At 44.8% G+C, this 23382-nt stretch carries 18 protein-coding genes and 1 pseudogene; 3 read left to right on the top strand and 16 right to left on the bottom strand.

Going from position 1 to position 23382, the window contains the following annotated elements:
• Nucleotides 1-126: 126 nt before the first annotated feature.
• A complete protein-coding gene (locus AC1DM9_RS00720) occupies nucleotides 127-657 on the bottom strand; it encodes a chloramphenicol phosphotransferase CPT family protein (protein ID WP_477509862.1) in 531 nt (176 codons plus the stop codon).
• Between the two features lie 30 nt (nucleotides 658-687).
• Nucleotides 688-1243 (bottom strand): annotated as a pseudogene (locus tag AC1DM9_RS00715) (ATP-binding cassette domain-containing protein); the annotation flags it as partial.
• 153 nt (nucleotides 1244-1396) lie between these two features.
• Here AC1DM9_RS00715 and AC1DM9_RS00710 point away from each other — a divergent pair.
• Nucleotides 1397-4975 carry an S-layer homology domain-containing protein gene (locus tag AC1DM9_RS00710; RefSeq protein ID WP_477578025.1) on the top strand — a complete coding sequence of 1193 codons (3579 nt, stop codon included), beginning with the start codon at nucleotides 1397-1399 and terminating at the stop codon, nucleotides 4973-4975.
• 145 nt (nucleotides 4976-5120) lie between these two features.
• On the opposite strand, the gene AC1DM9_RS00705 is transcribed toward AC1DM9_RS00710, so the two are convergent.
• The 3 genes from AC1DM9_RS00705 to AC1DM9_RS00695 form a co-directional block, all read right to left on the bottom strand.
• The gene (locus tag AC1DM9_RS00705) at nucleotides 5121-5438 is read right to left on the bottom strand and encodes a substrate-binding domain-containing protein (RefSeq protein ID WP_477578024.1); all 318 of its coding nucleotides are present in this window, start codon (nucleotides 5436-5438) and stop codon (nucleotides 5121-5123) included.
• A 274-nt stretch (nucleotides 5439-5712) separates the two neighbouring features.
• A complete protein-coding gene (locus AC1DM9_RS00700; RefSeq protein ID WP_477509865.1) occupies nucleotides 5713-6306 on the bottom strand; it encodes a chloramphenicol phosphotransferase CPT family protein in 594 nt (197 codons plus the stop codon).
• A gap of 192 nt (nucleotides 6307-6498) precedes the next feature.
• Complete coding sequence (locus tag AC1DM9_RS00695) at nucleotides 6499-6996, bottom strand: AAA family ATPase (RefSeq protein WP_477509866.1); 498 nt, start codon at nucleotides 6994-6996, stop codon at nucleotides 6499-6501.
• 506 nt (nucleotides 6997-7502) lie between these two features.
• Between AC1DM9_RS00695 and AC1DM9_RS00690 the strand changes: the two genes are divergently transcribed.
• Nucleotides 7503-8741 carry an RNA polymerase sigma factor gene (locus AC1DM9_RS00690; protein ID WP_477578023.1) on the top strand — a complete coding sequence of 413 codons (1239 nt, stop codon included), beginning with the start codon at nucleotides 7503-7505 and terminating at the stop codon, nucleotides 8739-8741.
• A gap of 198 nt (nucleotides 8742-8939) precedes the next feature.
• Here AC1DM9_RS00690 and AC1DM9_RS00685 read toward each other — a convergent pair whose 3' ends face one another.
• From AC1DM9_RS00685 to AC1DM9_RS00670, 4 genes are all read right to left on the bottom strand, one after another.
• Nucleotides 8940-9440 carry an immunoglobulin-like domain-containing protein gene (locus AC1DM9_RS00685; RefSeq protein ID WP_477578022.1) on the bottom strand — a complete coding sequence of 167 codons (501 nt, stop codon included), beginning with the start codon at nucleotides 9438-9440 and terminating at the stop codon, nucleotides 8940-8942.
• A gap of 249 nt (nucleotides 9441-9689) precedes the next feature.
• Nucleotides 9690-12371, bottom strand: coding sequence for an S-layer homology domain-containing protein (locus tag AC1DM9_RS00680; RefSeq protein WP_477578021.1), 2682 nt, complete (start codon nucleotides 12369-12371; stop codon nucleotides 9690-9692).
• 385 nt (nucleotides 12372-12756) lie between these two features.
• Complete coding sequence (gene murD / locus AC1DM9_RS00675; RefSeq protein ID WP_477578020.1) at nucleotides 12757-14082, bottom strand: UDP-N-acetylmuramoyl-L-alanine--D-glutamate ligase; 1326 nt, start codon at nucleotides 14080-14082, stop codon at nucleotides 12757-12759.
• Nucleotides 14083-14337: 255 nt separating this feature from the next.
• Nucleotides 14338-15537 carry an MFS transporter gene (locus AC1DM9_RS00670; RefSeq protein ID WP_477578019.1) on the bottom strand — a complete coding sequence of 400 codons (1200 nt, stop codon included), beginning with the start codon at nucleotides 15535-15537 and terminating at the stop codon, nucleotides 14338-14340.
• Nucleotides 15538-15976: 439 nt separating this feature from the next.
• On the opposite strand from AC1DM9_RS00670, the gene AC1DM9_RS00665 reads away from it, so the two are divergent.
• Nucleotides 15977-18238 (top strand): fibronectin type III domain-containing protein, encoded by a 2262-nt coding sequence (locus AC1DM9_RS00665; RefSeq protein WP_477509871.1) that lies wholly within the window; start codon nucleotides 15977-15979, stop codon nucleotides 18236-18238.
• Between the two features lie 56 nt (nucleotides 18239-18294).
• On the opposite strand, the gene AC1DM9_RS00660 is transcribed toward AC1DM9_RS00665, so the two are convergent.
• The 7 genes from AC1DM9_RS00660 to AC1DM9_RS00630 all read right to left on the bottom strand — a co-directional run bounded on the left by AC1DM9_RS00660 (nucleotide 18295) and on the right by AC1DM9_RS00630 (nucleotide 23352).
• Nucleotides 18295-19134 (bottom strand): SDR family oxidoreductase, encoded by an 840-nt coding sequence (locus AC1DM9_RS00660; protein WP_477509872.1) that lies wholly within the window; start codon nucleotides 19132-19134, stop codon nucleotides 18295-18297.
• 17 nt (nucleotides 19135-19151) lie between these two features.
• Nucleotides 19152-19658, bottom strand: a complete 507-nt coding sequence (locus tag AC1DM9_RS00655; protein ID WP_477509873.1) for a YfiT family bacillithiol transferase — start codon at nucleotides 19656-19658, stop codon at nucleotides 19152-19154.
• 22 nt (nucleotides 19659-19680) lie between these two features.
• Entirely contained in the window at nucleotides 19681-20175 is a 495-nt protein-coding gene (locus AC1DM9_RS00650; RefSeq protein WP_477509874.1) for an NUDIX domain-containing protein, read from the bottom strand.
• The gene (locus AC1DM9_RS00645) at nucleotides 20172-20843 is read right to left on the bottom strand and encodes a hypothetical protein (protein ID WP_477578018.1); all 672 of its coding nucleotides are present in this window, start codon (nucleotides 20841-20843) and stop codon (nucleotides 20172-20174) included. The genes AC1DM9_RS00650 and AC1DM9_RS00645 overlap by 4 nt, the downstream gene beginning before the upstream one ends.
• 479 nt (nucleotides 20844-21322) lie before the next feature.
• Nucleotides 21323-21757 (bottom strand): EVE domain-containing protein, encoded by a 435-nt coding sequence (locus tag AC1DM9_RS00640; protein ID WP_441880770.1) that lies wholly within the window; start codon nucleotides 21755-21757, stop codon nucleotides 21323-21325.
• Between the two features lie 37 nt (nucleotides 21758-21794).
• Entirely contained in the window at nucleotides 21795-22337 is a 543-nt protein-coding gene (locus AC1DM9_RS00635) for a DinB family protein (RefSeq protein ID WP_441880822.1), read from the bottom strand.
• Nucleotides 22338-22404: 67 nt separating this feature from the next.
• Nucleotides 22405-23352, bottom strand: a complete 948-nt coding sequence (locus AC1DM9_RS00630) for a helix-turn-helix transcriptional regulator (RefSeq protein ID WP_441880771.1) — start codon at nucleotides 23350-23352, stop codon at nucleotides 22405-22407.
• Nucleotides 23353-23382 lie beyond the last annotated feature (30 nt).

Below are 23382 nucleotides of genomic sequence, written 5' to 3'. Positions count from 1 at the left end.
TTCTACTCCTTTGATAGCATCGTAATCCATACTTTTATTCGCTTATTTGTTTATATTTCCTTTTTTCCTTGAAGAAAATGAAGCTGGATCAAAAGGGCAAAACCATTCATTTCATGGATACGCCATCTAGGAAACACTAACATTTCTTTTAACTAGATTCTTAAATACCGAGTATTTCTGATTCGACTTAATAAAACTTAATATCTTTTCGGCACATTCTATTGGATTCATCTCTTCCGTATCTACTTCGAGGTCATATTCATCAATGCTATATGCTTTGCTGAACTGTGAAGCTGCTAGTCCAATATTTCTATCTCCTCTTGCTTGCTCTCTTCTTATGAGTTCTTCTTTCGAGCATATTACACCTATAAATAATGTAGGCTGATTGGAAAATATATCAAGACACTCATTAAACCTCTTGTCATTCTCGATTACAGTATCTACTATTACATTCAAACCCATTTCTGAAAACAATTCAATTGTCGAATAGTACATTGAGACTAAGGGATCAAACATTATTTGTGCGATAACTTGCTCATCTACTTCTCTTGTAGGTTCAATATCTGAAAATTTATTATTAAAAAAATCTTTGATAAAATCATCAATTGATAAATGATAAAAAAGAATCTCTTTCTGATTTATCAGTTCATTAACCAATACTTTTGCAAGTACAAAATCTGTATCTTATAAAGCCAATTCTATTTTCGTTTCAACTGATTTTTTCTTTTGTTCAGTTTCTAAATAGTCTCTATCTAAATGACTAGCATAAATCATCTTTCTAAATTTTTGTATACTCATTTTTCGAATCGTCTTATCGTCAATGATTAAAACATAATCCATACCATTTACCACAAAATAGAAATCATGAGAATCGCACCTTTATGGTCTTCAATGGCTTTCTCCAGTGCTATTTGTGTATAGGTGTCTAAATGACTTGTCGGTTCATCAAGAAGCAATACGTTTGCTTTACTGGCAGAAACTTTAGCCAATTGAAGCATATTTTTTTCCGCCAGATAAAGATTCTATCTTTTGATTAACAATTTCTCCTTCAACCTTCAAAGCAATACTTTGAAATATATGATCTAATCTCTTCATAAGTTTTACACCCAGCATCGATGAATTCTTCTAGTATTGTATTAGAATCCTTTAGCATTTCGCCTTGAATATGAGATAAGTAAGCCACTTTAACATCAGCATTTATTTGAATTGAATCCTGATTATTTTCAAAGATTTCTCGGATCAATCGTTTCCATAGATTCTATATTTTGACAGGTTGAAAACCTGGTAAATATACCACATCATATAGTTGGGCGTTTGTCAAATTGACAATGTGTCCGAATACGATGCGGGTAAGCCGTGGGCGCACCGGATCGAAAAATAAGGAGGATTTTCATTTATGCAAAAACGATTTAGCAGAATGCTCGCGTTCCTCTGTTGCTTGGTAATGGTGACGTCGCTAATGCCTACCAGCTATGCCGCCGACACTGACAACATCGAGAACGCAGAAGCGAATGAAACGCCGACCGCCATTTTCGGAACTCCCGAACTCGGGTCAGACGACCCACTGTGGGCCCTGACAATGGAGCATCACATCAACAAAAGCACTGTGCCCGGCGACTCCAGACCCCATGCCACGGGCACAGCCAGAATCCTTTGGGACCACAACTACCTGTATGCCCGCGTAGTTGTGGAGGACAGCAATCTATATCAGGGAGCCGGCGGAGATCACCAGTACGACAGCCTGGAGTTTTATGTCGGTACCGGAACCGGAGGCGCAAACCAATGGCGCGTCAGCGCGACGGGCGTGTTTTCAGGGCAGGCCGCTCCGGGCAGAGCTGCGTGGACCCAGACCACGGAAAAAGGATATATCGTGGAGATGAGAATACCCAAAAGAACCTTGACCTTGGAGGAGGGCATGCTTACCTTTGAGGTTTATATCAATAACTCGACGGAAAAGGGCGGTGACCGCTATGAAGTCGTTTCCTGTTTCGGAGATCCGGACGCGGCTTATACCAGCGCTGCTTCATTTACAAACAGCCTGGAGCTCTCTTTAGCCAATGAAGTGGACACCAGATTCTCAATCACCGCCACGGCGGGATCGGGCGGCCGAATAACGCCGAACCCACCCGGCGATGTTCTGAGAATAGATAGGGACTCAAACAAAGAAATAACGTTTGACCCCGATTACGGCAAAATTGTGGATACCGTAACGGTAGACGGCGAGGCTGCGACTCTATCCGCTGGCACTTATACCTTTTTAAATGTTAACGCTGACCATACAATTCACGTGACATTCAAAAACGATCCGGACGCGGAGCTGCTTCCCTTTATCGTATGGAATGACAACTTCGCCAGTGGCGAGTACACGACGGCTGTCATCATTGACTTAGGCGAGGGGAAGGCGGCGTTAGGCTCCGAGCTTAATCCGGGCTTGTTTACCTTGTCGGCTAGGAACACGACCCTGAACGGTGACTCGGTGACCTTTGAAGGGACGCGCAAAATCACAAGGGTATACGCCAATGTCAAACCGAAGGTGCGCGGCTATCTGGGGACGGTAAGCAATTCACCGGATTATCAGGCCGGACTGGCAAGCGGCCGTTACATCGTAGTTGAGTCTGAGTTTTATTCAGCGAGCGGCGGCAATATAACGCTGGATGGCAGCAGTAACTCGACAAAGCAGGTTTACAACATCGTCCAAAACGGCGAGATCGTACTGACAGAAGGGAGTCCGCTTCGCAACGTGGTTTTTGAACAGGAAAAAGTTGTGAATCCGATCCTTGACAAGTTTACAACACCCACGGGCAATTCGGTCAATCGCGCGCTCTACCTTCACAAGGATGAAAACGGTGAAGTGTTGCAAGGATTGCCGCTGTATGTCTATACCCACGGCATGGGACGTGGCGGCACAGTCGCTACGACAGACCAAAAAGCGGCCATGAAATCCGCCAACGGTGCGGTCGCTCTGATGAAGAAAATGGAAGAAAACCCCGGCAAATACGCCAGCCATATACTGAATATTTCCTATAATGGCACGTCTACTCCCTCCACAGTCAATGTTAAGAAGGTTATAGACGACCTGGTTGCTAGCGGCGCAGCAGACTCTAATCGTATATATGCGGCGGGCTTCTCATGGGGCGGCCAGTATACGAACAACTTAGTTAACGCCTACCCCGGCTTCTTCGCGGCCGCCGCACCTATGTCCCCTGTAAGCGGCTCACCGAACGCCAACGCCAACGACGTTCACACCAACCTGGCCTATTGGATGTTTATAAATGCTCATAACGTTGGAATATACCAGACTAACCTCACTAGCTTCATAAACACCAATATGCCGAAAATGATCAACGCGAGGGCTTCGCGCTTTGAGAGCAATGAGGCTCTTACGTGGCCCTACAATCAATTTGATCAGCCGAATCAGAGGCCGAATCAGGCCAACACACCTGTCCTGGCTGATTATGTAGCGCACGAAGTTGAAGCGGCGGTTCTTTACAACCAGATAACTACGGGGACTTGGAGCATAGCTCCCACGGCGCAGTCCTCTAACTTGTCGGCTTGGAACAATGACTACACAGACGTCTTTGATTGGATGTTTGCGCAGAGAAAAACGGACGTGCCCGGTGCTCCGGGCGGCTTCAAGGCGACGGCGGGCGACGGACAGGTCACATTGAGCTGGACTGCTCCGGCTGACGACGGTGGCAGCGCGATATTGGGTTACAAGGTCTGGTACGGCAACGTGACGCCAGTCACACTGGGTGCGGCGGAGACCAAATATACCTTCAAGGGCCTGACAAACGACCAAGGCTACACCTTCAAGGTCGTTGCGGTAAGTGCGAAGGGCGACGGCGCGGAGATCAGCGCAACGGCTACGCCGACGAAGACGCCGACTCCCATTGTGCCCGATCCTTCTGGTGGCAACAGCGGCAATACGGGCACCGGGACAAACGCTGGATTGTCGAAGGCGAACTACACAGTGAATACACCTAAGGATAAGCCCGCGGTCACTGACAAAAACGGCAACACCACCCTACCCGGCGGCGGCGAGATTGCGACCAAAGGTGGGACGAAGATTAAGGTACCCGAAGGCACAACTATAGACTCAAACGGTAAGGTGACTATTCCGGCGGACAAGAGCGCCGAAGTGGCACTACCCGGCGGCAACAGCACAGTGACCATTCCGGGCGGCTCGACGATAGCGGGCGACGGTACGGTCACAGTGGGCGGCGGAGACGCGCATGTGAACCTGCCGAACGGCAACCAGGTGGATATCCACGGCGGCTCGAAGATACAGAGCGGCGGCGCGGTTGTGGTAGGACCGGGCGGCGCGAGTGTCGGCTTAGACAACGGCATGTCGCTGAACATCCATGAGGGTACGGAGCTTGTGTTCGATGACGACACCCCGCTGGGCTTCCTCGTGATGTCGGGCAATCCTTTCAAGGATGTCAACATGGACGACTGGTTCTACAGCTACGTAAACTTCGCCTACACATACGGTCTTTTCAACGGCACGACGTCCACGACGTTCTCACCTGGCACCTCAATGACGCGCGCGATGTTCGTGCAGGTACTGGCCAATCTTGAGAACGCAAACCGCTCCGGCTACACGAGTTCCCGCTTTAGCGACGTGACGGACGGGCAGTGGTACACGGCGGCAGTCGAGTGGGCGGCCGAAAGCGGTATAGTCAACGGTATAAACGCAGACCTGTTTGACCCCAATTCACCGATGACGCGCGAGCAGATGCTGGTGATACTGTACAACTACATGAAGTACAAGGGCTATGAGATACCTGAAAGCCAATCTAAGTCCTTCGCGGACGAGAGTGAGATCAGCTCATGGACGTTGGAGGCCGTTCAGGCGCTGCGGGGCATCGGCATTGTATTAGGCAAGCCGGACAACCTCTTTGACCCCAAAGCCACCGCCACCCGCGCCGAAGTAGCCACTATCTTTGTAAGGTTCGTCGAATATCTGGCTAAGTAAAAGCGTAAACAGAAAAATGCGGACCCTTCCGGCTGGACAATATCCAACCGGAAGGGTCTCCTTCTATTTACAAAGAAAATCTCCGGTCAGATGCCTCTAAACACACGACAGTAGCATAGGGTTTTGGTCTATGACTGCTTCATTATCACTTGGGTGCCGCTGTCGATGCACGCGCTATCAATGACGGTCTGTATAATAATCCCTCATTTCCCGGACTATCGGTTTGAATCATATTCAACAAAAACTCGGCGGCTTTTTTGCCGAGTTTTTGCTTTGGATACTTGACGGAAGTCAGCGGAACCTCGCAGGTCGCGGCGAGACTGCTGTCATCGATTCCAACGAGCGAAAGGTCCTCCGGTACGCGACCAAATTCTTCACCCGTTTTCAGATTAGTTGCTTTTAATTGATCATCTTCAAATACAACTTCATAGTTTCTAGTATTAATAACGGCTCTATTAATCATTATCATATTTCATTTTCTTCAATCCCGATATATCCTTACCACACACTCCACATGCGCTGTCTGAGGAAACATATCGTCGCGGGATATGCTCGAGTAATAAATCGATTAGACTGCTTTAAAATAGAAACAGCGGTAGCCTTGGACTCAGATATTAAGTCCAAAACTGCCGCTGTTTATTGAACTAACGTTCTCCGTTAGCTCAATCCCGAAATCCCTCGGACGCTGAGGGGCGATAGCCCCAATGCTTGAATATCGTGGTATCTGGATACGCCATCTAGGAAACACTAACATTTTTTTTGCTTAATTTCTTAAATACCGAGTATTCCTTATCGGACTTAATAAAATTTAATATTTTTTCGGCACATTCTTTTGGGTTCATCTCTTCCGTATTTACTTCGAGGTCATATTCATCAAAGCAATATACTTTGCTAAACTGTGAAGCTGCCAGTCCAACTTTTCTATCTCCTCTTGCTTGCTCTCTTCTTATGAGTTCTTCTTTCGAGCATATTACACCTATAAATAACGTAGACTGATCGAAAAATTGATCAAGAAACTCATTAAACCTCTTGTCATTGTCGATTACGGTATCTACTATTACATTAAAACCCAGTTCTGATAACAATTTAATTGTCGAATGGTACACTGAGAATATGGAATCATCAAGTAATTGTGAGACAACTTGATGATCTATTTCTCTTGGAGGTTCATCTGGAAATTTATTATTAATAAAATCATTGTAATTATTAAAAAAATCATCAATTGATAAATGATAAAAAGGAATCTCTTTCTGATTTATCAGTTCAGTCGATATCGAGGTCTTTCCAGAACTTGAAGTTCCATTTAGATAAACTAATATCCCTTGCTTCAATTTAATCATCCCTTCAAAAAATAATCTTTGCGTATTTTTCAGATAACGTTGTATTCACAGTTTATAAAATTATTCAACTCAGGGAATATTCTAGAAACGATTGAATTATCCTGCCCATTAGCTTAATAAAAACAAGGAGCAGCTACCGTAGTATCTGCTTCTTGTACTGTTCAACTAATGTTCCCTGTTAGTTCAAGCGTATTGGAGAACCCACTCTTTTATCTGAGAGGCAACTTCGGTTACATCAGTATCCGTTGTATCAATAGTAGGCATAGGTGGGTTATAGACCTCATCAGCAATTTCAAGCAATCGTTTTGCAAAGTTTTTGTGGTTTTGAATCTCTTCCTCTGACCAATTTCTTTCACGTAGACGTTTTTCGCGAGTTTCTTCATCACAATGTAGGTTTAGGTAATATACATGCTTAAAAAATGGATAGTCCACACATTTTTCAATATCCCAAGGCATCATTGTTCCGCATATTATAGTCATGCGCCCACTTTGAGCGATATTTCGTGCAACCCTAAGCCAAATATTTCGCATTTTCTCCCAATCATGCCCAATAAATTCAACAAGATTATCAGGGTCAAAAATATCAAAATCAGGCATCAATCTCCGTAGTTCCTTAATGACATATGTTTTCCCTGACCCACTTGCACCTGTTACGATAAATAAAGGCAATTTATTTTCCATTAGTTGTACCATCTCCCATTTACTTATATTTACAATTATAGCACCTCACAAATGATATAAAAGGTAGTAAACAATTATAACTAAACTGCCAGTTAGCGTAATGAAGCAGCCGATCATTTTGATCGGCTACTTCCGTTTTTTTATTGAACTATCGTTTTCCGTTAGTTCAATTGGTTGGGGGGTTATAAATTGAAAGATTCCAATCAAGATGAGCAAAGTCACGAGTACTATTATAAAAGTTAAGCTCAACCTCAATATATTAGATGACTGAAGTTGTTTGTTCTGAACTTGCTTTTCCAGAAAGCCAATACGTTTTTTAAGCTCCTGAATCTCTTTCTCCATTGGTAATCCTCACTTAATACCACATGGCTGAATTGCCTTTACGCTTTGCTTTTTCGGGGTTTAAAAAAATGGAATGGCGTCGTGTAAAATTATTTTAAAATGATGTGGCTTTTTACCTCCCTTCGGTGTCTAATGAATTGTAAGTTCAGGAGGAGGTACTACTGGTGTCACGAGCTCAAGACAAAAAGAAAATCCCTGTTCTTCCGGAGGAGCAGGAGCACATCCAGCATTTCGAAGCCATTTATAATCAATATCGAGATAGAATTCGAAATTATATTGCGGTAAAGACAAATTCGGCAACTGCCGATGACTTAACGCAACAAGCTTTTTTAAAAGCAATGGAAAACTTTCACTTGTTTAAGTGTAACTCCAGCATATTTACTTGGCTATTCAAAATCGCGCAAAATATTGTGAAAAACGAGTATCGTACGAGATCGCGAAATAAAGAAATGGTGCACGAAGTAATCGATTTTCAGTCCCAATCGATATCCCTCGATATTGCTAGAGATGTCGATATCCGTCTTGATATTAGTGCTGCATTAGCCCGATTGAATGAATTAGATCAGCAAATCATATCATTGCGTTTTTTCGTCGATTGCACTTTATTGGAAATATCCAAAATCATCGGGATGCCTGAAAGCGCAGTCAAGAACAGACTCTATCGTGCCTTAAACAAACTAAAAAAAGAATTAAAAGAATGGGGTGACATTACAATCATGTCTATTAAAGAATTGATATCAATTGTGGATAAAGGCGAGGCTCCCTCCAAGAATGATAGTATGAACAAGGTATACCATGACTTATTTGAAGAGTTGAAAAGCAATGTAGATCGAATTGTTACAACCTATCGTCATCGACCTTCTCAGAAAATCGCTATTGAGATCTATCCGGATCTGCCCACTTTTCATCAAGCAATGAACGAGCCGGATGCGCCCAATTGGTTTATGGGAACCTATGAAGACAATAAAATTAAAATCGTATCCCCACTCAACCCAGGCCCTGAACATACGTATCAATCGGTACTACGGCACACTATAAGCTTGTTTACGATGTGGTTAGTGAAAGATATCAATCCGTTGGCACCGAAATGGCTTACACACGGGCTCGGCGGGCATGAAGCCAAACAAATGTCACAAGAATATATCCAGTATAGCACCTCCGAAGCGATTCAAAATAACGCTGTCCCTAGCTTTCAAGCATTAACTAATGATACCTGGGATTTCGAGAAGATAGGGGGATATGGATTCTCGCACTTGCTCGTAGAATATCTCATCCATTCATACAGTTTAGATGCGCTCAACAAATTCATACGCGATGCCACTGATTTTCAAGGCGCATTTCAAGTATCGGAAGCTGAGCTGCACGGGATGTGGGTGCAATATTTAAAATCTAGGCTATGTTAAATTTTGATACTAGTATTTGACCATAACAAAACCACCTTCGAAAAGGTGGTTTTGTTATGGTCTCCCATAGCTCAACAGTACACTATACATTGTTCTATCTAGTACAGCCTTATAGCCCCAATCATTAAACTATCCTGCCCGTTAGCGTAATATCATCAAGTGAAATCGGCTCTTTTAGAATAAACTTCAAACTAACAGCTAATTGATTGTAAACTCCGCCGCCAAAAAGTATGTATCGTAGTCGCCTGCTTTTCTAAAATCGAGTATATCTTTCACTATTCGGTATTCACCAGTAACCAGTCTTCCATAGAGCCAATTCCAATCAACTGTCCATTCGCTAACATTTGAAGACTCCAAGCCATGTCCAATACTATTAAATCCGTAATTACCATCTATAGCAACAGGGACTTGATACCAACTACCATCCATTTTCTTTTCCAACAAAAAATATTCACCATAAATACATTGCTTACCAGAGTTATTATCAAATACTACAGTCAATTCAGTAGTGGCGACCGTTCCTTTCTTAACAGACATCGTTACTCCTTCAAGGTCGTTGACAGTTTTATATTTTGTAAGTTCCCAATCAGTATTTTCTCCTGTATTAGTCTCTTCATTAGCATTAGAGCATCCGACTATTAGGATGAGACAAAGGACGATGCACAGAGTAAGAACAGATGAACAAGATAACTTCTTCATTTAGATACCACCCTCATTTGTTATAAATCCGTTTCAACATAAAAACGAGCTCGTCAGCAGTTTTGTTGCGTAAAACTGCCCGTTCGTTTAATAATCGCTCCTCGTTTAACCCTTGTGTCTAATCGCTTAAAAATTCATACGATCAAGCTTCCATTAAGAGTACCTCTTTTTCGTGCTATGAATGACGCTGCAATATACAAAAAAAGAACCTTCAAGCTGCTCCATAAGCGGCTGAAGGTTCTTTCGTATTTAAATATGCAAGCGATCAAGCAGCCTGAAAATCATGGCCGCGGCTTCCGCTCGGCTTGCTGCACGATCAGAACGGAACGTTAGATCGGTATAGCCCGTTATAATACCTTCCGAAACCGCACGGTTGATGGAGTCCTTCGCCCATGCCGGGATAGCAGCTGCGTCTTTAAATGTCATTTCCGCACTTGCTGGCTGCTGCTCGTTAGCCTTTAAAGCATTCGCAATCATGACTGACATCTCAGCGCGTGTAATCGTTTGATTGGGCTTGAAAAGCATTTTCCCGTTTTGCTCGTAGCCTTTCAAAATACCCGCTTGCACAGCAGCAGCTACATCAGCTCCAGCCCATGCTGGAATGTCGCTGTTATCCGCAAAGCTTGCAGTTCCTGAAGCCGCTGGCAGTCCCAGAGCTTGCACGATCATTTTGGCAAAGGCAGCACGAGTAACCTTCTCTTCTGGATGGAATGTCCCATCCTCAAAACCTTGAATTACGTTCATGCCAAGCAAGCGATCCGCAAATGGTGCCACCCAGTGCGTTGTCGAATCGGAGAACAGCTTCGCTTCTGCTTGGAAAACCGCAAATTTAGTAAAGTGGTTCACCTTTGCTGAAATTGTGCCATCTGCTTTGACAGTGCCGCCAACATAAATCCAACGCTTTTGCAGCTCGTTATAGTAATAAATGGCCGCTTTTTTGCCCGATTGGACTTGATCCTTCTTGTAGTTGAAGCTAATTTCCACCGGTTTGTTGAATTGGTTGCCTGCTGTGCTTTGGAATTCGACCACCGGACTAAGCGCCTCAAGCGTCCCAGCCGACGGTGCCTCATTCGCCCCTACAACCTTAGCGCTTATTTTTCCGTTAACAGCTGCAGCACCTGCTGGCACATTAAAGCTGATAACATCTTTAATTGCGCCATCAATCCCTTTCAACGCATCCAAGTCTACTTCTACAGAAGTAGCTGAAGCCGGAGGAGGCGTCACGATCGGTCCTGGACCCGGACCTGTGTTACCATCGTCGTTTGGCTCACTCGTTACAAAGATAGGATTCGAATAAAACCAAAGATCCTTGTAGTTGCGATCGTTAATTTCATTAAACCGTTTCATATTACGGATATCTAGATCCTCAATCGTTGTATCGTCTTCTGTTCTGACGTCAATGAGCGGCTCGCCGTTTTCAGTTTCGCCAGCTACATTTTCGCCAAGATTAGTGCCTCTTAGTCTAAAATACTGATCTTTGTACGCTGGATCGAGATCATACGTAATGACATTGTAGCCTTCCGCGTCTGTTGTCCAGTCTTCGCTCGTGAATCTGGCAATGACCTTCGTTGAATCATTTGTATCTTTGTTGTATTCATCCGTACCAGGCTTAACCTCACCTGTAACATCACCGGCAATCAAATCAACGTGGTCAACCTTAACGGCATTTGTCACGTCACTTTGGTAAATATATTTGTCATTGATTGCAGGATTTTCACTTTTAATCACGGCATAATTGTTTGTCTGCGGGCTTTTGAAACGAATGGTCAGCTTAAGCGCATCGCCATCCTTCACCTTCAAGTTTTGCCCCATTTCGCCTTTGTTTGCACCGTTAGTAATCGTGAAATCTAGAGCATTAATCAGATCACCTGTTGTCGAAAAAGATTTGCCTGAACGCATGCCGTCCAGCACAGCTGACATGTCATTGCCTTCTACCCATGTATAATTTTTGGAATACTCACCCGGCGCGTAGCCACTGGAATAAAGACCTTGCGATACTTTAAAATGGGAATCAGAGTTGGTGAAATTCCAAAACCGGCGACCTTCTCCTAGCAGCGCGTCCCACACCCCGCCAACCTTAGCAATCATATAGTCGGAACCGCCGTACGTCTTGGTCTTGGGATTATTTTGATTCAAGCCGGCTCTATCTGGCTCCATCTGATTGCCTGGCATGCCCTCCATCCCAAAAAAGATGTTTGGCGCTATATTGTTAAAATCACGTATATCTGAAATTCGAAAAATCGCATTGCCATTGACAAGCTTTCTGGATGGATGATTAATGATCATATAGCTGGAATCTGCAAAATTTGTTTTCAACCACTTCACAGCATCGCGCGCCGTATCCGCATTTAGTGCAGGTCGCGTTGGGTACTGCAATTTCCACTCTGCTACGACTGCCGGGTCAAACATGCTCTCCGGGCGATCCGTATACAAATATTCAAAAAGGCTCGTTGCCTTTAAGCTGCTTTCTTCGCTATCCGCCAATATGCCTGCTCCGACATGATCGTAGGTTGGCATATCCCATTCAAACCCTGAAAAAATAATTTTATCCTTGTACTTTCCTGCGTCTTTTAGTTTATTAATGATGTTAACCTGATATTTATTAACAGCATCTGTAAATGATATCGGAGAAGGAAGCGAGTTTCCTTCTTCATCCCGCTTTGAAGTTCTCAGATGATCAGATAAATTCATCCAGTCCATCCCATAGGTTTCAAAAGCTTGATCGAGCACCGTCTGCACTGATTGCTGCGCATCATCTGAAACGTAGGTATGGGCATGGTATTCCCCTGCCATCCATTTTCCAGTGCCTGAAGTCCCAGCCGACTGGTTGCCTGCTTCTGCGAATGTTGTTGTCAACGCTATATTTTGCCCTGCAAAGCTTGCTGTTAGAATAAAAGCTGATGCCAGCTTGGCCCACTTACTAGATAACATGTTATAATCCTCCGTTATAATGTTGTAATTGCTTCATCTGCCTATCTCATGTTAACTATGCCGCTAATGCTGACCTCCAATTACTATTGATTTGAACAGCTCCACCCAAATGACCACATGTCTAAAATAAGAGATTGCTCAGGCTCTGTCTATACTTTTGGAGCAAACGATATAATTTCTTAACATTAGAGATTGGCGCAAAAAACCTATTCACATAGGAGCTTCGTTGTAGACTGGCCCCAACTATAAAAAAACAGCGGCAGTCGTGGACGAGAAAAAAAGCCCTAGACTGCCGCTGTATTATTGAGTTAACGTTACCCGTTCCCGTTTACCACACACGCGTTCAATCAGGATTTCCCGGAAAACGCCAGTGTCTTATTCAATCCTATCTCTCCGACCGACGCAGCGCCCCGACCAGCTCTACAAAGTGGCGCCCGCGCTCTTCAAAGTTGCTGTATTGATCAAACGCAGTGCAGGCAGGGCTCAGCAGCACCGTGTCGCCCGGTGCGGCCAGCTTGTGCGCATGCGCCACAGCCTCGGCCAAGCCTTCACAACGAAAAATAGGCGGGCAACTCGGCACGCTGCGCGCTGCAGCCTCGATTTGACTGGCCGCTTCGCCGATCAACAGCAACACCTTGACATGATCAGGCAGCAGCCTAGCCATCTCGTCAAAAGGTACGTTTTTATCTCTCCCGCCGGCGATCAGCAGCACTCGGCCCTCGTGTGCGTGCAGCGTGGCAACGGTACGGGCGGGGCTGGATCCGATTGAATTGTTGTAGTAATGCACGCCGTCCACAGTGGCCACCCACTGGTTTCGGTGCTCCACGCCGGCAAATGTGCGTACCGTCTCCAGAATTGCCTCGTCCGGCACGGTCCCCCTCACGGCGGTCATGGCAGCCATAACGTTTTCCACGTTATACCACCCGGGCAAACGAATGTCACTGATAGGTACCAGACCATCGATCACTCCATCGCAGACTGTGTGACCGCCGAAATACTTGGTCCGCCCCCGCCCGCGCAGTGCGGCGGTAGCCGGGTTGTCGCCGTTAAGAACGGCAAGGTCGTCAGCACTCTGAAAATCCAGCAGGCGACGCTTGGCGGCGGTATATTCATCCATGTCGCGGTGCCAGTCGAGGTGATTGGGCGAGAGGTTGGTTATAACCGCCACATGGGGAGAGCGCGTCATGTCCATCAGCTGGAAGCTGGATAGCTCGACCGCGCACACGTCCAGCGGCGACATCTCGCCCGCGCGCGTCAGCAGTGGCGTGCCAATGTTGCCGCCCAGATGAACCGTACGCCCCCCGTTTTCCAGCATGTCTGCAATTAACGACGTGGTGGTAGTTTTACCGTCCGAACCGGTCACGCCGAAAATGGGACAAGGGCACAACGCAAAAAACTCCTCCATCTCACTGGTCACACGGCTGCCGCCAGCGCGGGCCGAGTCCAGCGCCGGATGGTCTGGGCGCATGCCCGGAGTGCGGAACACGATATCGCCCCCAACGCGATCTAGGTAATTCTCCCCTAAGCGGAGCCCAACGCCTAGATCGTCCCACTCGTCCCGGGGCAGGGCCGGATTGCGGTCGCGAACGGTGACGCGCGCCCCTGCTGAGCACAGCATGCGGATCAGCGGTGAGTTGCTGACGCCTGCGCCGATGATGGTCACGTCCTGGCCAGCCAGCGATTCGATATAGTTGTCAAAAGCAGGATTCATAAGCACCTCCGCTTAAAGAATGTCATTAATTCAAATATACCACATATTGGAACTGCCCTGCCTGCCCGTTAGCCGTTCATTCAGCGTAATAATAAGCACATAAAGGATGAATTCTTTCTCTTTTGACAACGAATGCGCCTCAAAAGCTAGAGATAAAAAAATAGGACTAGAAACTAGCCCTATTCCCCTCAATATAAATTAAACCACCCAAATAGATCCAGAAACTACACTTATGCATGAACCATACTTTAGCACTCAGCTAGAAATTTCTACTTTTGGCACCTCAGCTGCTTTCGGCCGAAATCCAAAACCAAGCAGCGCGAAGATAAGGAAGGCCGCACCTAAAAACAGAAAAATACTATGAACAGAAACATAACGAATCCCATAACCGCCAAGCGTCGGGCCCATGATGCTTCCAATACTAAAGTGGATCGAAGCGATAACATTCGCCGCAGGCAATATCGCCCGAGGCAGTATATCAGCTGCATAAGCGAGACCTAAAGAGTAAAATGATCCAACCACTCCGCCAGCAATTGCAAATAATACAAAGAGCAGCGCAATATTATCGCCAGCGACAGGTATGGTGAAAAAGACGAGAGCACCTACCACTGCACATCCAATTAACACCGGCTTCCTGCCGATCCGGTCACTCCAAATGCCAAGCGGCAGCTGAAGAATTAGAGCCCCGACTCCGAATGCCATAAGCAGAAGCGAAATCCAATGCTGGCTCAGGTTGATCCGCAATCCATACAACGGAAAGTTGCTATTCATAGAAGCTTCCATCAGTCCATATAAGAAGCCAGGTATAAGGACAAACCACGCGAGACGGTAGGTTTTTACAAAGCGATTCTCAGACGCCGTTCCTCGTGCTGCCCGCTCCGGCATTTCATTCTTCATACGCAGCACAAGCATCAGTACAGTTACAAAAAATAAACTGGACACTAAGAATGGAACCGCCCTTCCAAGTGGAAGAAGATTGATGCCCAGCGGCCCTAAGCTGAAGCCGAGTCCATAAGCCATACCGTACAGCGAAATAAATTTCCCCCGTCGATCGGCTGGACTTGAGCTTACAATCCATAACTGTGTAGCATAATGGAGCGAGCTATCGCCGACACCAACCAGCAAACGCAAGACGAACCATATCGCCAACGAATGAGTAAATGGAAACAGTAGATTAGCAAGTGTAACTAATGAAATGCCGACTAAAATGACTTTTTTGTACCCAAAACGCATGACCGGCTTCTCAACGAAAAACATTGCACAAAAAATTCCGATATACATGGCAGCTGAATTAATCCCGTTCATATCTGACGATACGCCTGAATCCTCCAGCATAATCGAAAGCAATGGCAGCAGCAGCCCTTGACTCATACCGGCTACTACAACAACTAAAAGCAATGTGGTTAAACGAACATGGAAAGAAGGCGAAGCTGAAGCTAAAGCACTTGATGACAAACCTGTTGCACTCCCTTTACTAAAACTATCATTCTGATTTTCTCCTTACACATTGTATACCTGACAGTAAAGACTGACAACCGCTCATTCATTGGCAGCGCCTCTCGCAATCGCCTATGCTGATTCAGAATTGCTAGGTGCAACGATAAGTGATAGATTTTTCTCCCTAAACTACAGGAAAAATCCCCCTTTATTTTTACTCCTTTCCCCCTCAGAATAAAAGTTGTTTCCTCTTGAATTAGTCTCCTATTTGCCTATCAAGTTTTCTTACTCCATTGCAAGAAGAGTCGAACTCTATTGTACCTCTCGGTTTTTCGCCACACTCTAAGTACATCCCATTTATACGGTTAGGAGGTGATGTTTTTAAGAGATTGAATGTAATCGCTTACAAAAAAGGTAGTGGTCAGAAGCTTTATATTGAGAAGGGAGATAGTTGACGATGAAAAATTATTCGCGATCAACGAAACGAATGATGAAAGCTCTTTTAGCTGCCCTAGCAGCGCTGCTAGTATTGACTGGATTGCCCTTAGGAACGGATAGAGTAGAGGCCGCAACAGCTCGCAACAAAATAATCGTAGGCTACTGGCATAATTTTGACAACTTCTCTACCAATATTCGTTTAAAAGATATTTCTCCGGATTACGACGTGATCCAGGTCGCTTTTGCTGAACCAACAGGTGGCGCACATACTGGCAATATGGTGTTCACCCCTTACAACGCAACAGTTAGCGAGTTTCAGTCTGATGTTGCTTACCTTAAAGCGAGAGGACAAAAGGTGCTCATATCCATCGGCGGCGCTAACGGCGCAGTGGAGCTTACTACACCTCAGGCCAAAACAACATTTGTGAACACGATGAAGGGTATTATTAATTTATATGGATTTGACGGCCTCGATATTGACCTTGAAGGCAGCTCTCTTGCCCTTAACACAGGAGACACCAACTTCAAAGCTCCTACCACCCCAAAAATAGTAAATTTAATTTCTGCTACGCGTGAAATATTAAATAGCTATAGTTCAGATTTCCTTCTGACCATGGCACCGGAAACCGCCTATGTTCAGGGTGGAGCAGGAAACTATACAGGACTTTGGGGAGCATACCTCCCTGTCATCTACGATCTGCGAAATGAGCTGGATTACCTGCATGTTCAGCATTATAATACGGGTCCTATGTTAGGCCTTGATGGTAAAGCCTATTCTCAAGGTACGCCTGACTTCCATGTGGCTATGGCTGAAATGCTGCTTGTTGGATTTCCAGTCGGAGGCAATCCGAATAATATGTTTCCGGCTCTTCGTCCAGATCAAATCGTCATTGGTTTGCCCGCTTCACCACAAGCAGCAGGCGGAGGTTATACAACACCGGCTAACGTGCAGAAAGCTCTTGATTATCTTATAAAAGGTATACCTTTCGGCGGAACCTACGTTCTTCGCAATACCGCTGGTTATCCTGATTTAAAAGGATTGATGACCTGGTCTATCAACTGGGATAAATATACGAACAATCTATTTTCTACGAGTCATCGTACCTATCTCGATCAATATGGTTCTGGTGGAGGTGACATTACAGCTCCGTCAGTTCCTGCAAATCTTCAATTAACTGCCAAAACGTCCACGAGTGCGAGCCTGTCTTGGAGTGCATCTACCGATGATCGAGGAGTAACGGGATATATCGTCTCATATGGTTCAACTTCAACAACCGTTACAGGTACAAGCACAACAATCAGCGGTTTGACAGCTAACAAAGCGTATTCATTTACTGTAAAAGCGAGAGATGCAGCGGGCAATATTTCTGGCGCGAGCAACGTGATTAATGTAACTACTGATGCACCCGTTGTGGATGTAATAGCACCTTCAGTACCTGCTAATTTACGCACGACAAGTACGAGTGCATTCAGTGTCAACTTAGCATGGAACGCTTCGACGGATAACGTTAATGTAACCGGTTATACCGTGACTTACGGTACAACAAACGTGAATGCAACGGGTACAAGCGCAGCAATTAGCGGATTATCCCCTAACACTGCCTATACCTTTACAGTGAAGGCATATGATGCAGCAGGCAATGTGTCTGGTGCAAGTACGCCAATTACGGTTACTACAAGCCCCGCAAATGTTTGCACCGTACAGCAATGGAACACCGACACAGCCTATACAGGCGGACAGCGTGCTTCCTACAACGGCTCTGAATACGAAGCTAAATGGTGGACAAAAGGAGAGCGCCCAGATATTAGCAGCGTGTGGAAATTAATTGGTCCATGTGGCAATGCAGGACCAGCCGATACTACAGCGCCAACTGCCCCAAATAATCTTCAAGCAACAGGTGCTACAGCTTCTACCATTAGTCTTTCATGGGGAGCATCAACGGATAATGTCGGAGTTACCGGTTACACCGTTTATTATGGCTCTTCCAGCCTCAATGTTGCTGGAATTACAGCTACCGTTAGCGGTCTTACAGCAAACACAACCTATAGCTTTACAGTGAAAGCAAAGGATGCTGCAGGAAATTTGTCGGCAGCTAGCAACGTACTTCAAGCCTCAACAACAGCTGGCTCAGGTGGAACAACGACTTGGGCTGCTCAAGCAAGCTATGTTGCTGGAAGTACAGTAACCTACGCAGGCCTCTCCTATGTTTGTCTCCAGCCTCATACCTCACTGGTTGGCTGGGAGCCGCCAAATGTGCAATCTTTGTGGCGGCTTCAATAGTAAAGTAAAAAAATGGACTATGGGCGCAATAACTCATAGTCCATTCCTATCTTATATTACATTTCTAATTGAAGTTTACGGGTATTCAGCATGCCCTCCAGCCCCGTAGGATCGTTGCTTACTTTATATTGTACAAACGCTTCAGCTTTATCGGATGTACGAATGCGCAGCGGCTTCGTCTCCATATTTACTAACTGAAGCACAACATCAGCAACAGATTCAGAAGTTTGAGGAACGGAGTTTCGCTTGGAAAAGGTATTAATAATGGTGTCATACGTTTGTTTATATTCATCATCTGGAATACCGCCTGTTTTTTCAATATGTGCAAAAACAGTATTGTTGAAATGGGTCCCAATTGCTCCAGGCTCCAGCAGAGTCACATCAATATTAAATGCAGGCTTGTAGTAGGTCGCTAAGCTCTCCAACAACCCTTCAACTGCAAACTTGCTTGCGCAATAAATTTCATTTAATGGTTGTCCGACCAATCCGCCTACGCTCGTCGTTGCGATCAAATGCCCAGAGTTTGATTTGCGAAGGAGTGGCAAACCCGCTCGAATCGTATGCATAACCCCGTACACATTCGTATCAAAAACAGCTTGAATTTCCTCGAAAGTAGCTTGACCTAGTGCACGTAATAGCCCAAATCCTGCGTTGCAAAATAAAACATCCATATAACCGTGTTTTTGCTTAATGACCTCAAATGCCTGCTCTAATGATTCCGGTTTAGTTACTTCCATTTCAATGAAATGGAAATTTGGCTGATCGCTATACTTTGTTTGATCACGTTCTGCATGCCGAGTTCCAGCGTAGACGATCCATCCCTCTTCAGCAAATTTTAATGCTGTTGCAAGACCTATTCCGGATGAGGCGCCTGTAATGGCAATAATTTTATTCATGCCTGATTCTCCTTTTTTTAAAATATGGAAACGATCTGTGCAGTATGATGCCGATTATGCCAAATGAATCGTTGAAGCGCAGCATCAAGACTCATGGCGCCATGAGTTGGACTTGTAAACGTTCGTTGAAAATCGGATGATTGTAAAGATCGGAGAATTGCTGTAAACCGACCATGAATGGATTCTAGGAGATTCAGCGATGTTTCGAGCGGTGTTTCATAATCGCTTAATTCCGCCCATAAATTTTCTCTATACGAGCTAGCCGTGGGATTATTCTCCGTTAGCGCTCTCTTGAAACGGATAAAAGCATTCATATCGTTGTCAGCCATATGGTGAACAACCTGCCTGACGGTCCAACTGCCCGGACGGTATTGTAAAAGCAGCTGCTCAGACGTTAAATTTTGTACCGTGTGCCGCAGAGTCGGAGATATTTGCGACACATCCTCAATCCAGCTTTGCCGAAGCTCGGTCGTTGCATGCTGTATGAGTTCAAATTGCCCGATTGGATAACGTAAATCATTCATATGCTCACCCCCCATTCTTTAATTAACCTTCAATAAACATAGGGATTTCCATATGGTTAGGATTAGAAATCCATTGTGACAATACATTTCTCGTTGGCGCTCCCATAATAAAATTCAAGTCATTATCGGGATGCAAACTATAGTCGGTTATCTCATGCAATGGAATCCATGCTATGCCAATCTGATGAAGGTCTGGTGTTTCACCGACCGATGCTTCATTGTCGGACGTAATAGCACACAAAAACGTAAAATCAATTTGATGAACATCCGGTTCTAATTCAAAAAACGATGAATCTCTTTTTGCGATAAACTCATTAATAAAAAGCAATTGTTCAATTTCAACCTTTAAACTTACCTCTTCTAATACTTCTCTCTTCAACGTTTCATGGATGCTTTCACCATGTTCCTGCCCTCCTCCTGGAAGAACATAAAATTCTCCTTGGACACCAGCTCTCCGTAATACGAGCAATTGCTCATCTTTTATAATGACTGCCCTAGCCGCCGTTCTAATTCTCACGTTATCACCTCATTATTGTTATCGCGTTTTCCTTGAAGATTTACATTTGCTGACTGTCTTATTGCTCTTGCATTTTTTATGCTTGTCGCTTCTAATAATTTGTTTAAAATATCTACCGGAGTGTTGGGATTTTGGGATAATGACAGCCAAACATAGGGCTCTTTTGTCTCAAAAAGAGATTGAAACTCTTCAAGTGTTAAATCATTGCGGCTCGCATATTTAGCAGTGTCCACCACAGTAAGCAATCTTTGCAATCTGTCTGCATCCATATTCCTTTTTATAGCCGCTTCGAGCAATCTTCGCTTTTCAGGTGATGACGGCTGTTTATAAATCAAGCTCTCCATCATCCATTTATGATAATCGTATTTGTTAAACAGCAGCTCCATTTCTTCATGGCCAAAGGATAGTTGAGTGTAGACGTCTATCGCTAGTGTCAATAATGCTTCATCTACGATCTCTGCTAATCTCCACAAGACATCGTATTCTTGTTTCGAGTGACCTAAATCCATAATAGCAATATTCCTATCTATAAGGGAAAAAGCGATTTGTTTCGGGAGAGGTTTATCGTATAACGAGATCAGGTTTTTCCAAACCTCCTCCTCCCCATCCGTATTCTTAGCTTCATTGTAAATTTCAAATAATATGTCTTCCGTTAATTCTATTTCCATTTGATTAGAATGTAACAATTGTTCGATAAAAGGATTCATTTTACTCCATTCCTTTCATTAAGAAACGTCACTACATAGCGTACAGATTATTAAAGTATTCAATAGCTTGATCCAATAGTTGTTGATTCATATCCGAAATCGTTTCATTTGTATAATAGGCCAGATGAGGTGTACATATTACATTAGGCAGATCATATAGCTTTCGAACGTTTGCTCTAATTTATTTCGTTCCTGTGCTGTTAGATGGATTGTTTTGTCTACTGCACATTGCCATTTCTGCTTCATTTCTATCCTCATCTCATGAATTCTATAGGTTTAATTTCATAATAATAGAGAACCTAAACCGTTTCCAATATCTAGTTTATATAGGAAAAATAGATACAGCCTATAACAAAGCACCTCAGAAATTGAAACAGCGACAGCCTAGGATATGAAAATAAAGTCCTAGAGTGTCGCTGTTTTATGAACTTCCTACTTGCTCATTTTAGCATCGCACTGGCAATTGTCAAAAAGTCCTCCCGACTGATCTCAAAATGACCGTAGCGGAAGGAATACCCCCAATTTCGGTTCCCGCGAGTGAAGCTAAGCTTTTCTAATAGATATCTAATCTGTACCTCACGGCATGAAATATAGCAGATATTTCTGCGTAATGGCACAAATGATTCTGACATCTGATATTCGTAGACTATATCATCATCCACTTCCCCGATAGCGGTGAACGCTTGGAGTGGTGCCCCGTTCCTCATTTCTGTTCGCGGAGAATAGTAGATCAACCAATCGCCTGCTCGCATCTTACGTAAAGGTGCTGACTTGCCGTGACAGAGCTGAGCGAATCCCCCCGACTCTCCACATTTCACATGGGATGCGGACACGACACCAATCCAGAAGCGGCTTTGCTCCCTTATTTCATCCATTTGCATGCCTCGAAGTCCTTCCTTTTTTAATAAATGTTTATATCGCTTCCCGTACCAATCCTTGTTTTAAGCGGTCCAGCTGCAGAAGATGATGACGGTAGTGCATTTCAACAAGCAGAAACCATTCCTCCGCACACAATCCGCCGAATCTCGGATGGGACACTGTATGTTGTTTGGACACTTTTTCAAGGGTAGGTTCAATGTCCTTCATTCTCTGGATGACAGTGTGTAAGCCTTGAATCAGCTGCTCTTTGCTTTCCGGCTGCTCCGGAGTATATTGCGGGGAAGGCGGAACATGAATACGAATGGGCGGAAAGCTTCCTTGAGAAAATATAGCCACACCAACCTCGGTTTTTTCCGTTTCAGGTACCATGGGATCTTGGCTTGGCATCAGGCATTGATCAAGATTACGAAGCTGCATATAAAGCGCCGAGCTAATGAGATGTTGAAACATCTGTCCGATTGACCACTCGTTTTCACTTTGCTTTTGCTTCAGCTGCTCCATACTGAATTGATCCAGTTCATGAATATAATGTGCCGCAGTTTCCTCAAATCGTTGTAATGCTAGCTTTGTTGTAATCATCGTCTATCATCGCCTCTAATCATCTTTTTTCTAAGTATACAAAAACGCTACTGACACCATTATGTCAGTAGCGTTTTAACGTTTTTTTCAGTTCGTTTCTAACCCGATGTCGGAAAGATTCCGGCTCCAGCACAACCACTCCGCCTCCCCAGCTGAGCACCCAATGCAGCAATTCCTCAGGCTGCCGAACACGTAAGGTCACCAGCAACCCTTCGGTATGATCCTCTATGGTTTCTATATAGAAGTTGTTTGATTCCCTTACCTTATCGGCAATGTCAGGTTGGACACATATGCGCACACGAACGTTGCGATCGTCTGGAGGCTGGTATGCATCTAAATTGAAATCTGCTGGCAACATAAATCTATCTTCCAGCTCGATAAGCTCCGACATCCGGGACAACCGAAAATGACGGATGTTTTGACGCAATTCACACTGTGCAACGAGTACCCATGACCCTTGAAGAAGCACAAGTCCATAAGGAGCAACCGTACGTACACTTTGGCGGTTCCCATCAGCCTCGGCAATTCTTTTGGAATAGCGGAATCTTATTTTTCTTTCCTCCAGAATCGCTCGACGAATCGCTTCCAAGTATGCCTTCTCTTGTATTCGTGCTATGTCTTCAACGGAAGCAAGCAAACGAAAGCTCTTGCGAATCCGGGATGCCTCGCTGCGGATCGGTTCCGGCAGGATGGCTTCAATCTTCCCTCTTGAAGTTCGAGACTTACTGCGATAGTGAACATCAAACCATTGCTCGATAAAATCTGTCCCGATGAGTAACGTCACTGCTTCTTCCACCGTGAAACTGACTGGCGGCAGGAAATACCCCTCCATTAGGGAGTATCCCTGCCCTGGCGCTCCTATCACGGATACGCCAGCCTCACTTAAAGCCTGTATATCCCTGTAAATGGTTCTCACGCTTGTTTCAAATGTAGCGGCTAAATCCTCGGCTCGTAACACTTCGTTACGCTGCAGCTCAAGAACTATGGCTAACAAACGATCCGTTTTGTTCATGCACTGCACCCTTTTCCGAGAGATTGTTTA

The organism is Paenibacillus sp. 01T431 (assembly GCF_056398625.1).
Note: the sequence above shows the minus strand (reverse complement) of the source record. Positions and strands in the feature narration are given on the sequence as shown.